Source organism: Streptomyces sp. NBC_01352 (assembly GCF_036237295.1).
Lineage (GTDB): Bacteria > Actinomycetota > Actinomycetes > Streptomycetales > Streptomycetaceae > Streptomyces > Streptomyces plumbiresistens.
On sequence record NZ_CP108354.1, the window covers coordinates 10,230,839 to 10,246,181 of the forward strand.

The window sequence follows — 15,343 nt, forward strand, 5'->3', positions numbered from 1 at the left end:
CCGTCAGTCCGCGGACGCGGTCCAGCCCTTCGCCTCGATCCGCGCCGCGTCCGCCGGACGTGCCTCGTCGAAGAGGACACCGTCGGCCGTCTCGACCCGCGGCCCGTCGACGTAGACGCCGCGGCCGACGTACAGCCGGTCGGTGGCGTACCGCCAGCGCAGGCTCAGCTGCCGGGCGGCCGGGAGGTCCGCTGTGAGCCGGTGCCAGACGCGCCCCGACCAGCCCGTGACGGTCCCTGCCGGGTGCGCCCGCGGTGCGTCCCCATGGCGGGTGGTCGTGAACGGCACGGGCTGCCAGGTCGTGCCGCCGTCCGTCGTGGCCTCCAGGACGAGCACATCGGCCGTGGGCTCGGTGTCCCACCACAGCGCGCAGCGCAGCCGGGCGGTGCCCGAGTTCGTGTCGAGCGCGGGCAGTGCGAGGGTGGCCGTGGTGGAACTCGCCGTTCCGGAGAACCAGGCGGTACGTCCGTACGCGGGGCGGACCGGCACGGCGCGCGCCATGTTGTTCGCCGCGGCGACCCGGGGCGCGGAACCGGACCGCCAACTCCGCACCGGGTGAACGGAGTTGCCGAGCACGACGAGAAAGGAGTCGGTGGTCGGGTCGAGCACCAGCGAGGTGCCGGTGAAGCCGGTGTGCCCGGCCGTGCGCGGGGTGGCCATCGCGCCCATGTACCAGTGCTGGTAGAGCTCGAAGCCGAGGCCGTGCTCGTCACCGGGGAAGGCGGTGTTGAAGTCGGTGAACATCAGCTCCACCGACTCCGGCCGCAGGACGCGGGTCCGGCCGTAGGTGCCGCCGTTGAGCAGCGTGCGGCCCAGGACGGCCAGGTCCCACGCGTGCGAGAAGACGCCCGCGTGGCCCGCGACGCCGCCGAGGCTGAAGGCGTTCTCGTCGTGCACCTCGCCCCACACGAGTCCCCGCTCCAGCCCCGACCAGGGCGCCCGCGCGTCCTCCGTGGCGGCGATCCTCGGCTTCCAGGAGGCGGGCGGGTTGTAGCGGGTGTGGCGCAGGCCGAGCGGGGCGGTGACCTCGTCGTGGAGCAGCGTGTCCAGCGGGCGGCCCGTGATCCGCTCCAGCACCAGCTGCAGCGAGATCAGGTTCAGGTCCGAGTAGAGGTAGGCGGAGCCCGGCGGGTTGAGCGGCGCCTCCTTCCAGATGAGCTGGAGTTTCTCCTCGTACGTCGGCGCGCTGTACAGCGGGATCCAGGCGCGGAATCCCGAGGTGTGGGTGAGCAGCTGACGGATCGTGATGTCCTGCTTGCCCGCCCCGCCGAACTCCGGGAGGTACCCGGCGACCTTCCCCTCCAGCTCCAGCGCGCCCCGCTCGATCTGCTGCACGGCGAGGATCGACGTGAACAGCTTCGACACCGAGGCGAGGTCGAACACGGTGTCCTCGGCCATGGGAATCTGCTGGTCGGCAGGGAATTCGACGCCGGTGTCGGTCTTCTCGTCGTACGCCCGGTAGCGCACCGCCATGCCGATGGGCTGATGCAGCGCCACGGTGGAACCGCGCCCGGCGAGCAGCACGGCGCCCGCGTACCAGGGGTGCTTGGGGGAGGGGGCGAGGAACGCCTCGGCGTCGGTGACGAGTTGACGCAGGTGGGCGGGGAGCAGGCCGGCTCTCTCGGGGGAACCGCGGCGCAGGGTGGGGTGGGCTGTCCGCGGGGCGGCCGACGCCGGGCCCGCGGGGAAGGGGGCGATGGCCAGCGCGCCGCCCAGGGCCAAGGCGCGTCTGCCCAGTTGACGGCGGTTCAGCCCCGGCCTGGACCCGTCCGTCGCTCTGCCCGCCCCTCTGCCTGCCGCGTCTTCCGTCATGGGTGTACCTCCCGCTGCCTGAAAGTATCTTTCCGGGATCACCTTGCGCTGTGAAACTTTCGTGTCAGGTGTGCGGTGTGTCAACGGGGCGTGCGGGCATAGGTGCGGGCGGGCGGGTGCGGGCGGGTGCGGGGAGTCAGAAATCTGACGGAGCATCAGAAAGAGTCTTCCGTCGTCGGGACGACTGCGGCATCCTGCGCCCATGCAGACGGAGCTGAGCAAGACACTCGGAGTCGAGCACGCCGTCTTCGGCTTCACGCCGTTCCCCGCCGTCGCCGCGGCCATCAGCCGGGCCGGCGGCTTCGGAGTGCTCGGCGCGGTCCGCTACACGGCCCCCGACGACCTCAAACGCGACCTGGACTGGATCGAGGCGAACGTCGACGGCAGGCCCTACGGGCTGGATGTCGTCATGCCCGCCAAGAAGGTCGAGGGCGTCACGGAGGCGGACGTGGAGGCGATGATCCCCGAGGGACATCGCCAGTACGTCAAGGACACCCTCGCCAAGTACGGCGTGCCCGATCTGGCCGAAGGGGAGGCCTCCGGCTGGCGCATCACCGGCTGGATGGAGCAGGTCGCCCGCAACCAGCTGGACGTCGCCTTCGACTATCCGATCAAGTTGCTGGCCAACGCGCTCGGTTCACCGCCCGCCGACGTGATCGAGCGCGCCCACGACCAGGACGTCCTCGTCGCCGCGCTCGCGGGAAGCGCCCGGCACGCCCGCAAGCACGCGGACGCGGGCATCGACATCGTCGTGGCGCAGGGCTACGAGGCGGGCGGCCACACCGGCGAGATCGCCTCGATGGTGCTCACGCCCGAAGTCGTCGACGCCGTCGGGCCGTTGCCCGTCCTCGCGGCCGGCGGTATCGGCAGCGGCCGGCAGGTGGCCGCCGCGTTCGCCCTCGGCGCCCAGGGTGTGTGGCTCGGCTCCCTGTGGCTCACCACCACCGAGGCCGACCTGCACTCGCGCGCCCTGACCCAGAAGCTCCTCGCGGCCGAATCCGGCGACACGGTCCGCTCGCGCGCGCTGACCGGGAAACCCGCACGACAGCTGCGTACCGAATGGACCGACGCCTGGGACGACCCGAACGGTCCCGGCACGCTCCCCATGCCCCTGCAGGGACTGCTGGTCGCCGAGGCGGTCTCGCGGATCCAGAAGTACGAGGTGGAGCCGCTGCTCGGGACGCCCGTCGGGCAGATCGTCGGCCGGATGAACAGTGAACGGAGCGTCCAGGAGGTCTTCGACGACCTCACGCGCGGCTTCGAGGAGGCCGTCGACCGCGTCAACCGGATCGCCGGAAGGAGCCAGGAGTGACTCAGCCCCCCATCGGATTCTGGGCCCAGGCCACCGCCGACCCCGAGCGCGAGGTCCTCATCGCGCCCGACGGCGAGCAGTGGACCGCCGGACGGCTGCACGCAGCGGCCAACCGGCTGGTGCACGGGCTGCGCGCCGCCGGGCTCGAACGCGGTGACGCCTTCGCCGTCGTCCTGCCCAACGGCGTCGAGTTCTTCACCGCGTACCTCGCCGCCTCGCAGGCCGGTTTCTATCTCGTCCCCGTCAACCACCACTTCGTCGGCCCCGAGATCGCCTGGATCGTCTCCGACTCCGGTGCCAAGGTGCTCCTCACCCACGAACGGTTCGCCGGCCCCGCCCGCCACGCCGCCGACGAGGCCGGCCTCCCGGCCACCCACCGGTACGCCGTCGGCACGGTCGAGGGTTTCCGGCCGTACGCCGAACTCCTCGACGGACAACCGGAGTCGCCGCCCACAGACCGCACCCTCGGCTGGGTCATGAACTACACCTCGGGCACCACCGGCCGCCCGCGCGGCATCCGGCGCCCCCTGCCCGGCAAGGCCCCCGAGGAGGCGTACCTCGGAGGCTTCCTCGGCATCTTCGGCATCCGGCCGTTCGACGACAACGTGCACCTCGTCTGCTCGCCGCTCTACCACACGGCCGTACTCCAGTTCGCCGGCGCGTCCCTGCACATCGGCCACCGCCTGGTCCTGATGGACAAGTGGACGCCGGAGGAGATGCTCCGCCTCATCGACACCCACAGGTGCACGCACACCCACATGGTCCCGACCCAGTTCCACCGGCTGCTGGCCCTCCCGGACGACATCAGGGCGCGCTACGACGTCTCGTCCATGCGGCACGCCATCCACGGCGCCGCGCCCTGCCCCGACCACGTCAAACGAGCCATGATCGACTGGTGGGGCCACTGCGTGGAGGAGTACTACGCGGCCAGCGAGGGTGGCGGTGCCTTCGCGACCACCGAGGACTGGCTGAAGAAGCCCGGCACCGTCGGCAAGGCCTGGCCCATCAGCGAGCTCGCGGTCTTCGACGACGACGGCAACCGGCTGCCGCCCGGCGAACTCGGCACGGTGTACCTGAAGATGAACACCGGCGGCTTCTCGTACCACAAGGACGACGCCAAGACGCGCAAGAACCGCATCGGCGACTTCTTCACCGTCGGCGACCTCGGACTCCTCGACGAGGACGGCTACCTCTTCCTCCGCGACCGCAAGATCGACCTGATCATCTCGGGCGGCGTCAACATCTACCCGGCCGAGATCGAGTCCGCCCTGCTCGCCCACCCCGCCGTCGCCGACGCCGCCGCCTTCGGCATCCCGCACGACGACTGGGGCGAGGAGGTCAAGGCCGTCGTCGAACCCGCCCCCGGCTTCGAGCCGGGCCCCGCCCTCGCCGCCGCGCTCCTCGACCACTGCGCCGGGCCACTCGCCGGGTACAAGCGGCCCAAGAGCGTCGACTTCATCACGGAGATGCCCCGGGACCCCAACGGCAAGCTGTACAAGCGCCGGTTGCGGGAGCCGTACTGGGAGGGCCGTACGCGCCCCGTATGACCTGCGTGACCTTCCTGAGCCGATCTTCGGTGCCGCCGGAACTCTCGTCGGCAAGCGGCCGTCGTGAACGGCGTGCGCGGGGCGGACCGCGCACGCCGCCCGCACTCCCGACCCGCTTTCCCGTTACGCCGAGTGGCGCGACGGGGACGCGGCGGAGTTGACTGGGACCCGCACCGACGGCGACCACCGCACCGAACGACTGGGAAGGACACGGAAATTGGATACCCCGGAGCCGGCGACCGAGCAGTTCGAGACCTACCGTCCCCTGCTTCTCGGGCTCGCCTACCGGCTGCTCGGCACCATGAGGGACGCCGAGGACATCGTCCACCACGCCCACCTGCGATGGACCGGCACCGAGCCCGCCCAGACCCACGCCCCCCGGGCCTTCCTCGTCACCGTCGTCGCGCGGCTCGCCCTCGACCGGCTCAAGTCGGCCCAGGTGACCCGCGAGATGTACACCGGGCCCTGGCTGCCCGAACCGGTGGCCACCGACGCCCTGGGCCCGCTGGACACGTCCGGGCTGCGGAGCACGGTCGCCTACGCCACCGTCCACTTGATGGAGCGCCTGTCACCCCAGGAACGCGCGGTTTTCGTCCTGCACGAAGCCCTCGAACTTCCGTACGGCGAGATCGCCCGCATCCTCGACGCCACCGAGACGAACTGCCGCCGGATGCATCTGCGCACCGGCCGCCGGCTCGCCGCCGGACGCGACCGGTTCGCGCTCTCCGAAGAGGACCACGCCAAGCTGCTGGCGCGGTTCCTGGAGGCCGCGCAGAGCCGCGACGTGTCCCGGCTGAGCGGGCTGCTGACCGAGGACGTCGTCGCCTGGAACGACGGCGGCGGCAAGGCCCGGGCGGCCCTGTGGCCGATCGAGGGCGGCCAGCAGGTCATCCCCTTCGCCGCGGATCTGGTCGCCCGCTACCCCTACGGCACACCGCGCCGCGTGGACGTCAACGGCCGCCCCGCCCTTGCGATCACCGTCGACGGCATCGCCCAGCTCGTCACCATCGACGTGCGTGACGACCGCATCGACGGCATCTACGTGGTCCTCAACCCGGACAAGCTCGGCCACGTCCCCGCCTGACGGGACGTGTGGTCCCGCCCCGGGCGGGACGGGACCACACGATCAGCGCTCGCCGGAGAACAACCGGGTCCGGCCGCTGAAGTGCGGCGAGTTCGACAGCGGTTCCCCGGTGCTTGACCTCCTTCTTCCGCGGACCGAGGATCATGTGTCATGACGCCCGGACACGGCAGCACCGTTGACGGGGTGCTGCGACGCAGCGCCCGACGCACCCCGGCACGGGTGGCGGTGGAGTACGGCGACCGCTCCTGGACGTACGAGGAACTCGACGAGGCCGTGTCCCGCGCGGCGAGCCTCCTGCTCGACCAGGGCCTCGACCCCGGCGACCGGGTCGGCGCCTACGGCCACAACTCCGACGCCTATCTGATCGGCTTCCTCGCCTGCGCCCGCGCGGGCCTCGTGCACGTGCCGGTCAACCAGAACCTCACCGGCGACGACCTCGTGTACCTCGTCGACCAGTCCGGCAGCAGCCTGGTCCTCACCGACCCCGATCTGGCCGCACAACTCCCCGACGGGGTCCGTACGCTGCCCCTGCGCGACGCCGAGGACTCCCTGCTGGCACGGCTGGCCACGACACCCGCGTACGACGGTCCCGAACCGCGCAGCGAGGACCTGGTGCAGCTGCTGTACACCTCCGGGACGACGGCGCTGCCCAAGGGCGCGATGATGACGCACCGCGCCCTGGTGCACGAGTACCTGAGCGCGATCACCGCCCTCGACCTCAGCGCGGGCGACCGGCCGGTGCACTCGCTGCCGCTGTACCACTCGGCGCAGATGCACGTGTTCCTGCTGCCCTACCTCGCGGTGGGAGCCACCAACATCATCCTGGACGCGCCGGACGGCGACCGCCTCTTCGAACTGATCGAGACCGGCCGCGCGGACAGCCTCTTCGCCCCGCCCACGGTGTGGATCGGCCTGACGAACCGTGCCGACTTCCCGACCCGTGACCTCAGCGGTCTGCGCAAGGCGTACTACGGCGCGTCGATCATGCCGGTGCCCGTGTTGGAGCGGCTGCGCGAACGCCTCCCGAAACTCGCCTTCTACAACTGCTTCGGGCAGAGCGAGATCGGTCCCCTGGCCACCGTCCTCGCTCCCGACGAGCACAAGGGCCGCATGGACTCCTGCGGCCGTCCCGTGCTCTTCGTGGACGCGCGCGTGGTCGACGAGGACGGCAAGGACGTGCCCGACGGCACGCCCGGCGAAATCGTCTACCGCTCCCCGCAGTTGTGCGAGGGCTACTGGGACAAGCCCGAGGAGACGGCCGAGGCCTTCCGCGACGGCTGGTTCCGCTCCGGCGACCTCGCGGTGCGTGACGCCCACGGCTACTTCACGATCGTCGACCGGGTGAAGGACGTCATCAACTCCGGTGGCGTGGTGATCGCTTCACGCCAGGTAGAGGACGCGCTCTACACCCACGAGGCCGTCGCCGAGGCCGCCGTCATCGGCCTGCCCGACGAGCGGTGGATCGAGGCCGTCACGGCGGTCGTCGTCCCGCGCGGCGAGGTCACGGAGGAGGACCTCATCGCCCACGCCCGCGAGAAGCTCCCCCACTTCAAGGCACCGAAGCGGGTGCTGTTCGTGGACGAGCTGCCGCGCAACGCGAGCGGGAAGATCCTCAAGCGGGAGCTGCGGGACCGGTTCGCGGGCCACTGACCTCGACGGCGACTAGCGCGACCGCAGGTCCACGATCCGCCGGATCTTGCCCACGGACCGCTCCAGCGACTCCGGAGCCACGATCTCGACGGCGACCGACACACCGATGCCGTCCTTCACGGCCGCCGTGATGGCCCGCGCGGCCGTGTCCCGGTCCTCGGGCGTGGCGTCGGGCCGGGCCTCCGCCCGCACGGTGAGGGCGTCGAGGCGGCCCTCACGGGTGAGCCGGAGCTGGAAGTGGGGGGCGACACCCGGTGTGCGCAGCACGATCTCCTCGATCTGGGTGGGGAAGAGGTTCACCCCGCGCAGGATCACCATGTCGTCGCTGCGGCCGGTGACCTTCTCCATCCGCCGGAACACCCGGGCCGTACCCGGCAGCAGCCGCGTCAGGTCCCGCGTCCGGTACCGCACGACCGGCATCGCCTCCTTGGTGAGCGAGGTGAAGACCAGCTCGCCCCGCTCGCCGTCCGGCAGCACCTCACCGGTGATCGGGTCGACGACCTCGGGGAAGAAGTGGTCCTCCCACACGTGCAGTCCGTCCTTGGTCTCCACGCACTCCTGCGAGACCCCCGGACCCATCACCTCCGACAGCCCGTATATGTCCACCGCGTCGATCGCGAACCGCTCCTCGATCTCCTGCCGCATCCGCTCGGTCCAGGGCTCGGCCCCGAAGACACCCACCCGCAGGGAGGTACCGCGTGGGTCGACGCCCTGCCGCTCGAACTCGTCGAGGATCGTCAGCATGTACGACGGCGTGACCATGATGATCTCGGGACCGAGGTCCTGGATCAGCTGGACCTGGCGGGCCGTCATACCGCCGGACGCGGGGATGACCGTACAGCCGAGCCGTTCGGCCCCGTAGTGCGCGCCCAGCCCTCCGGTGAACAGCCCGTACCCGTACGCCACATGCACCTTGTCCCCGGCCCGTGCGCCTGCCGCGCGCAGTGAACGGGCCACCATGTCGGCCCACAGGGAGAGGTCGCCCTCGGTGTATCCGACTACGGTCGGGCGTCCGGTGGTGCCGCTGGAGGCGTGGATGCGCCGGATCCGGTCCTGGGGCACGGCGAACATGCCGTACGGATAGTTCTCGCGCAGGTCCGCCTTGGTCGTGAACGGAAAGCGGGCCAGGTCGGCGAGGGAGCGGCAGTCCTCCGGACGGACACCGGCCTTGTCGAAGGACTCGCGATAGAACGGCACGTTGTCGTAGGCGTGCCGCAGCGATCTCCGCAACCGCTCCAACTGCAGTGCCCGCAACGCCGCTTCGTCGAGCCGCTCTCCCGAGTCGAACAGGTCCGTCGAGCCGGACACATCCGGCGCGTCCACCATCGGCACCTCACTCTCACCAAGCATGACAATCCAGGCGACCGATCATTCGGTCGAGGTGTTCGGGATCAGTAATCCAGGACGCCCGGGCCGAGGCAAGGGGGCGGTGCGGGATTTCTCGGCGTGGCGCGGCGGGACTTCGCGGTGGAGGCGGGGCGCCCGGCCTGTCCGCGGGTGCCGGACATCACGCGGGACGAACTAGTGGAGATCGTCCGCAGAGTTCTGGAGTCGGAGTCGGAGTCGGAGACGGAGGCGGTGCCGGAACAGGACTACTTCCCGCGGCTGTTCGAGACGAACGTGGCGCACCCGGCGGCGGCCGACCTCGAGGGCGCCCCGGCACAACGGATAGTCGACGCGGCTCTGGCCCACCGGCCCCTCGCCCTCTGCGGAACTCCGTTGCGTGTGCGGCGGACGGTCGCCATGATCGGCGCCATGCCGACCTTCACCGCGCCCGACCGGACCGAGCTCGCCTACCACGTCCGGGGCGAGGGCGCCCCGCTCGTCGTGCTGCCCGGAGGGCCGATGCGCGCCTCCGGTTATCTTGGGGATCTGGGGGGACTCGCAGGGCATCGGCGGCTGGTGCTGCTCGACCTGCGCGGAACCGGTGAGTCCGCGGTGCCGGCGGATCCGGCGACCTACCGGTGCGACCGGCTCGTGGACGATGTGGAGGCGTTGCGGGCCCATCTGGGGCTCGCGCACATGGACGTGCTCGGGCACTCGGCGGGCGGGAGTCTGGCCATGCTGTACGCGGCCCGGTACCCGGCGCGGCTGGGGCGGCTGGTGCTGGTCACGGCGACGCCCTGGGCGTTGGGCATGCCGGCGACGGGCGAGGACCGGCTGGCCGCGGCGCGGCTGCGGGCGGGTGAGCCGTGGTTCGAGGAGGCGTTCCCCGCGTTCGAGGCCTGGGTGGCAGGAAAGGGTGACTTCGACCCGGCGTTCGCGTCCTTCTTCTACGGGCGCTGGGACGAGACGGCGAAGGACCACGACGCCCGCGCGGACGAGCAGTTCAACGACGAGGCCGCCGACATGTACGGCTCCGAGGGCGCCTACGACCCTCCGGCGACCCGGACCGCCCTCGCGCGCCTGGACTCGCCCGTCCTCGTCCTCGCCGGCGAGCTCGACGGCGGTCCGCGGCCCGAACTCGCCCGTCGATCCTCCGAGGTGTTCCCGAACGCCGAGTTCGCGGTCCAGCCCGGCGCGGGGCACTACCCCTGGCTGGACGACCCGGAGTGGTTCGTACGTCGTGCCGTCGCGTTCCTGGACGCCGACGAGGTCTCTCTGCCCTCGGCAGAGTAGCCGGGTGATCCGGTGCCCCTCCGGTTACGTTGCCCGGCATGGACACCGTCAGGGTGAACGGCATCACCCTCGCTTACCGCACCTGGGGCCCCGAGGACGCGCCGCCCGTCCTCCTGCTCCACTCCCGCGGGGCCGACGGCGCCGACTGGACGCCGGTCGCCGAGCGACTGGCCACGGGACCGCGCCCGCGCCGGGTCTACGCCCCCGACCTGCGCGGCCACGGGCACAGCGACTGGCCCGGCGCGCAACCGGGTGCCGGGCAGGAGGCGTACGCGTACGAGGCCATGCGCGACGACATCCTCGTCTTCCTCACCGGACTCGGCATCGGCCGCGTCGACGTCGTCGGGCACTCGCTGGGCGGTGCCGTCGCCTACCTGCTCGCGCAGCACGCGCCCGAGGTGGTCGGCCGCCTCGTCCTGGAGGACGTACCCGCGCCGCTGCCCCTCGATCCACCCCGAGCGCCCACCGAACGACCTGACGGTGCGCTGCCTTTCGACTGGGCCATGGTGCGGGCCACCGACGCACAACGGAACGCCCCCGATCCTGTGTGGTGGGACCGCATGGCGCGGATCACCATGCCGACGCTGCTCATCGCGGGCGGGCCGACCAGCCTGATACCGCAGGACCAGGTCACCGCGCTCGCCGAACCCCTTGCCGACGCACGTCTGGTGACCATCGACGCCGGGCATCTGGTGCACGAGAGTCGGCCGGCGGAGTTCCTCGCCGTCGTGGAGGCGTTCCTGGCGGCGTGAACCCTCACTTGGCGTACGCCGTCATGAAGCGGTCGCGGAACTTGTCCATGCCCCACTGCGGCGCGTTCTCGGCGGGCTTGAGGCCCTCCGTCCAGCCCCAGTCGGAGATCCTGTCGAGCACCTTCTGGTCGCGGGCGACGATCGTGATCGGCACGTCCTTGCTGGTGTCGCCCGCGGTGACGGTCGGGACGGGCTGGTGGTCGCCGAGGAAGACGAGGACGGTGTCGTCGTCGCCGTAGCGCTCGACCCACTCGGTCAGGCTGTCGACGGAGTACTGGATGGACTTGCGGTACTCCGTGCGCACGCGGTTGCCGTCCTTCCACACCTGCTTGGGGTCCGTGCCCTCCTTCTTGATCTGGTGGAAGACCGAACCGTCACCGAGGTCCTCCCAGTCGATCATGCGGGCGTTGGGCGACCAGGGGTTGTGGCTGGAGGCGAGGATGATCTCGGCCATGATCGGGTCACGGTTCTCCTTGCCGTGCTCCAGACGTTCGAAGGCCTCCAGGCTGAACTGGTCGGGCACGGGCGTCCAGCTGAAGTACGGGCCCTGGTAGCCGAGGTGCTCGGAGTCGTAGATGTGGTCGAGGCCGAAGAACTTGCCCTCGGGCCAGGCCTTCCGCACACCCGGGACGATGCCGACCGTGCGCCAGGCACCGGTCTTCTGGAAGTAGCTGGTGAGGGTCGCCCGGTCGCCGGTGGTGAGACTCCCGTACCGCTGCTGGTTCTTGACCCACAGACCGGACAGGAACGTCGAGTGGGCGAGCCAGCTGCCGGCCCCCGTCACCGGCGACTTGAGCCAGGCGCTGCGCGACGCGAACCCGGCCGACTCGAGCCTGCTCGTGCCCTCCTTGAGGGTCGCGTCCATCTCCGGTGCCATCTCCGGGTCGTCGATCGCGACACGGCCGTAGCTCTCGACGAAGGTGAACAGGACGTCCTTGCCGCGCAGTCCGGTCAGCAGCTGGTCGGGCGGTGTGTCGGCGAAGGCGTCGACGGCGGCCTGCTTCTCGAAGACCTGGGCGTCCCCGAGGCCGTCGCGCACCTGCTGCACACGGTTGGCGAGGTATTCGGTGTTGCCCTTGGTGGCGACCGCGAGACCGCCGAACTGCACGCCCAGAGTGAAGCAGGTGATCCACGCGGTGGCGAGGACGAGGACCGTGGGGACGGCCACGGGTCGGTGTCGGGCCATCACGTTCGTCAGCCGCACCACGGCGAGCGTGCTCAGCACGAGCACGGCAACAATCAGGACGATCACCCCGGTCACCGCGAGCACCTGACCTGAGCGGCCGAACGACTCCCTGAGGAAGTCCGTCGCGCCTTCCAGCAGAATCCAGTCGAAGACCAGGTCGAACGGCCGGGCCAGGAACTGGCGGAAGCCGATGTCGAGGAACTTCAGGACGGTGAACAGCCCGAGGAACACCCCCGAGGCGACGCTCGCGATCCGCCGTGGCCTCGGAGACAGCATGAGCAGCAGGCCTGCCAGCAGGATCGCTTCGGCGGGGATGCGTAGGAACCACTGGAGCGAGATCCGGTCGAGCCGGGCGGGCATGAGCAGCGAGCCGAGCACCAGCACACCGGCCAGCACAGTTGTCCCCACGCTCACGCCGCGTGCCGTACGGGGGTAGCGACGGCGCCAGCCGAACCAACCGGGTGACGGGGAATCCGCCGTTTCGACGGCGCCGGTTTGCTCGACGACGTCCTCTTCCGTCTGCTGTCCCGTCTCCTGTGCCGTCTCCTGTGGCGCTCTCGTCTCCTCTGCCGCCGCGGCGGTGTCACCGTCCGCCTCGGCCTCGCCCTCGGTGTCCGGCAGCTGACGAGAGCGAGTGAAGAGCGACACCCGATGGTCCTTCCGTGCGGTCGTGCAATGGCATGGCAAACATGGCCCTGGGGCCGAGCCTGCCATCACCAGTACGTCCGCACGTCACCTTCGGTTCAATCGCACGGGCCGGAGATTCACCCGGCCGCGGCCACCGCCACCTCCCGGGCCCACCGGTAGTCCGCCTTGCCGCTGGGCGAGCGCCGCAGAGCCTCCGTGATCACCAGTTGACGCGGGACCTTGTAGCCGGCGAGCCGGGAACGGCAGTGCGCCTGGACGTCCTCCAGGGATGGCCGTACCGCCCCCTCGCGCAACTGCACGACGGCCGCCACATGGTGGCCCCACTTCGCGTCCGGCACCCCGGCGACCAGCGCGTCGTACACGTCCGGATGGGACTTGAGCGCCTGCTCGACCTCCTCCGGATAGACCTTCTCGCCGCCCGTGTTGATGCACTGCGAGCCCCGGCCGAGGACGGTGACCACGCCCTCCTCGTCGACGGTGGCCATGTCGCCGAGCAGCACCCACCGCTCGCCGTCCTTCTCGAAGAAGGTCTCGGCGGTCTTGCGCGGGTCGTTGTAGTAGCCGAGCGGCACATGTCCGCACTGCGCGACCCGGCCCACCTCGCCGACCGCGACCGGCTCGTAGGTCGCCGGATCGACCACCTGGGTACGGGAGTTGACGCGGACGCGGAAGCCGCGCTCGGGGCCGGAGTCCTCCGTGGCCGTACCGTTGAAGCCGGACTCGGAGGAGCCGAAGTTGTTGAGCAGCATCACGTTCGGGACGAGCGCCTGGAACTGCCGGCGGACCGTGTCCGACATGATCGCCCCCGACGACGACACGCTGAACATCGACGACATGTCGGTGCCCTTCAGCGGACCTTCCAGCGCGTCGATCAGAGGCCGCAGCATCGCGTCGCCCACCAGCGACATGCTGGTGACCTTCTCCTTCTCGATCGTCCGCAGCACCTCCTCGGGCACGAACTTGCGGTGCAGCACGACCCGCTGACCGAAGTTGAACCCGATGAACGCGGTGAGCGTGGAGGTGCCGTGCATCAGCGGGGGAGCCGGGAAGAAGGTGATCCCCGCACCGCCGGCCGCGACCCGCTCGGCGAGTTCCTCCGGCTTCTTCACCGGTTCGCCGGTCGGCGCGCCGCCGCCGAGCCCCGAGAAGAACAGGTCCTCCTGGCGCCACATCACGCCCTTGGGCATCCCCGTGGTGCCACCGGTGTAGATGATGAACTGGTCGTCGCCCGACCGGGAGGGGAACCCGCGCTCCGGGGAGCCGGAGCCTTCCGCCGCCGCGAAATCCACGGCGGCCACCTCGGCCGCCCCCGATACCGGCGTCCCCACCCGCACCAGATGCCGCAGCGCGTCCGTGTGCGGCAGCGCCGCCGCCACCCGGTCGGTGAACTCCGCGTCGAAGACCAGGGCCACCAGATCGGCGTCCCGGTAGAGATAGACCAACTCGTCCTCTACGTAACGGTAGTTGACGTTGACCGGCACGATCCGCGCCTTCAGGCACCCCAGCACGGTCTGGAGGTACTCGACGCCGTTGTAGAGGTGGAGCCCGACGTGCTCGCCGGGACGTACCCCGCTGTCGAGGAGATGGTGGCCGACGCGGTTGGCGGCCGCGTCCAGTTCCGCGTAGGTCAGCCGGCGCTCCGCTCCCGTACCGGGATGGTCGATGTACACGAGCGCCTCGCGGTCCGCGACCACGTCGACGACCGACTCGAACAGGTCGGCAAGGTTGTACTTCACCGCTCCTCCTGACCTCGGACGGGCCCTGGTGCTTCGACGGTTCGCCGCCATCTGAGCAAAGGGGGCCGCAACTGTGAAGGGTCCGCGTCGAAGAAATCTGACTGACTGTCAGAAAACCCTTGAAGTGCCCAGGCGCCTCCTGCAACCTGTTCTCGTTCTTTCAGAGGGGAGATGGGCAATGGGTGGGACGGAACACCTCACCGTGCGGCGCGAAGGCGCCACACTGGTGCTCACGCTCAACAGGCCCGACGCCAGGAACGCGCTCTCGCTGTCCATGCTCGTCGGCCTGTACGACGGCTGGCTCGAGGCCGACGAGGACGACGAGGTCCGCTCGATCGTGCTGACCGGCGCGGGCGGCGCGTTCTGCGCCGGCATGGACCTCAAGGCCCTCGCCGGGCGGGGAATGGAGGGCGAGCAGCACCGGGACCGCCTCAAGGCAGACCCGGACCTGCACTGGAAGGCGATGCTGCGCCACCACCGCCCCCGCAAACCGGTGATCGCCGCCGTCGAAGGGTACTGCGTCGCCGGTGGCACGGAGATCCTCCAGGGCACCGACATCCGGGTCGCCGGCGAGTCGGCGACCTTCGGGCTCTTCGAGGTCAAACACGGGCTGTTCCCGATCGGGGGCTCCACCGTCCGGCTGCAACGGCAGATCCCGCGCACCCACGCCCTGGAGATGCTCCTCACCGGCCGCCCCTACACCGCCCGCGAGGCCGCGGGCATCGGCCTGATCGGCCACGTCGTCCCCGACGGCACGGCACTCGACAAGGCCCTGGAGATCGCCGAACGGGTCAACGCCTGCGGCCCGCTCGCCGTCGAGGCCGTCAAGGCGTCCGTGTACGAGACCGCCGAGATGACCGAGACCGACGGACTCGCCGCCGAACTCAAGCGCGGCTGGCCGATCTTCGACACCGCCGACGCCAAGGAGGGCACGCGCGCCTTCGCGGAGAAACGACCGCCCGAGTACAAGCGCGCCTGACCACGCGTACCAGCGCGT

General features: G+C 70.6%; 11 protein-coding genes. 7 read left to right on the plus strand and 4 right to left on the minus strand.

All coding sequences use genetic code 11. The annotated features are described in order from the left end of the window. Positions 1–3: 3 nt before the first annotated feature. Positions 4–1,812 (minus strand): serine hydrolase, encoded by a 1,809-nt coding sequence (locus tag OG252_RS46965; protein ID WP_329344176.1) that lies wholly within the window; start codon positions 1,810–1,812, stop codon positions 4–6. Positions 1,813–2,014: 202 nt separating this feature from the next. Here OG252_RS46965 and OG252_RS46970 point away from each other — a divergent pair, with 202 nt between their 5' ends. The 4 genes from OG252_RS46970 (at position 2,015) to OG252_RS46985 (ending at position 7,405) form a co-directional block, all read left to right on the plus strand. Then, entirely contained in the window at positions 2,015–3,124 is a 1,110-nt protein-coding gene (locus OG252_RS46970; RefSeq protein ID WP_266445663.1) for an NAD(P)H-dependent flavin oxidoreductase, read from the plus strand. Continuing rightward, on the plus strand, positions 3,121–4,671 hold the full coding sequence (locus OG252_RS46975; protein WP_329344179.1) for an acyl-CoA synthetase: 1,551 nt from the start codon (positions 3,121–3,123) through the stop codon (positions 4,669–4,671). Before OG252_RS46970 ends, OG252_RS46975 begins: the two co-directional genes overlap by 4 nt. A 217-nt stretch (positions 4,672–4,888) precedes the next feature. Next, positions 4,889–5,755 (plus strand): RNA polymerase sigma factor SigJ, encoded by an 867-nt coding sequence (sigJ, locus tag OG252_RS46980; RefSeq protein WP_266445666.1) that lies wholly within the window; start codon positions 4,889–4,891, stop codon positions 5,753–5,755. Between the two features lie 150 nt (positions 5,756–5,905). Then, positions 5,906–7,405 (plus strand): acyl-CoA synthetase, encoded by a 1,500-nt coding sequence (locus tag OG252_RS46985; RefSeq protein WP_266445668.1) that lies wholly within the window; start codon positions 5,906–5,908, stop codon positions 7,403–7,405. A 12-nt stretch (positions 7,406–7,417) separates the two neighbouring features. On the opposite strand, the gene paaK is transcribed toward OG252_RS46985, so the two are convergent. Then, positions 7,418–8,755, minus strand: a complete 1,338-nt coding sequence (gene paaK, locus OG252_RS46990; protein ID WP_406491250.1) for a phenylacetate--CoA ligase PaaK — start codon at positions 8,753–8,755, stop codon at positions 7,418–7,420. 405 nt (positions 8,756–9,160) lie between these two features. Between paaK and OG252_RS46995 the strand changes: the two genes are divergently transcribed. Next, positions 9,161–10,024, plus strand: a complete 864-nt coding sequence (locus OG252_RS46995) for an alpha/beta fold hydrolase (protein ID WP_329345386.1) — start codon at positions 9,161–9,163, stop codon at positions 10,022–10,024. A 38-nt stretch (positions 10,025–10,062) separates the two neighbouring features. Continuing rightward, positions 10,063–10,776 carry an alpha/beta fold hydrolase gene (locus tag OG252_RS47000; protein WP_329344182.1) on the plus strand — a complete coding sequence of 238 codons (714 nt, stop codon included), beginning with the start codon at positions 10,063–10,065 and terminating at the stop codon, positions 10,774–10,776. A 4-nt stretch (positions 10,777–10,780) separates the two neighbouring features. On the opposite strand, the gene OG252_RS47005 is transcribed toward OG252_RS47000, so the two are convergent. Both OG252_RS47005 and OG252_RS47010 read right to left on the minus strand, forming a co-directional pair. Beyond that, on the minus strand, positions 10,781–12,610 hold the full coding sequence (locus tag OG252_RS47005) for a sulfatase (RefSeq protein ID WP_329344186.1): 1,830 nt from the start codon (positions 12,608–12,610) through the stop codon (positions 10,781–10,783). Between the two features lie 116 nt (positions 12,611–12,726). Next, positions 12,727–14,346 (minus strand): acyl-CoA synthetase, encoded by a 1,620-nt coding sequence (locus tag OG252_RS47010; protein ID WP_329344188.1) that lies wholly within the window; start codon positions 14,344–14,346, stop codon positions 12,727–12,729. A gap of 178 nt (positions 14,347–14,524) precedes the next feature. Here OG252_RS47010 and OG252_RS47015 point away from each other — a divergent pair, with 178 nt between their 5' ends. Beyond that, complete coding sequence (locus tag OG252_RS47015; RefSeq protein ID WP_266445675.1) at positions 14,525–15,325, plus strand: crotonase/enoyl-CoA hydratase family protein; 801 nt, start codon at positions 14,525–14,527, stop codon at positions 15,323–15,325. The last annotated feature ends 18 nt before the right edge of the window (positions 15,326–15,343 follow it).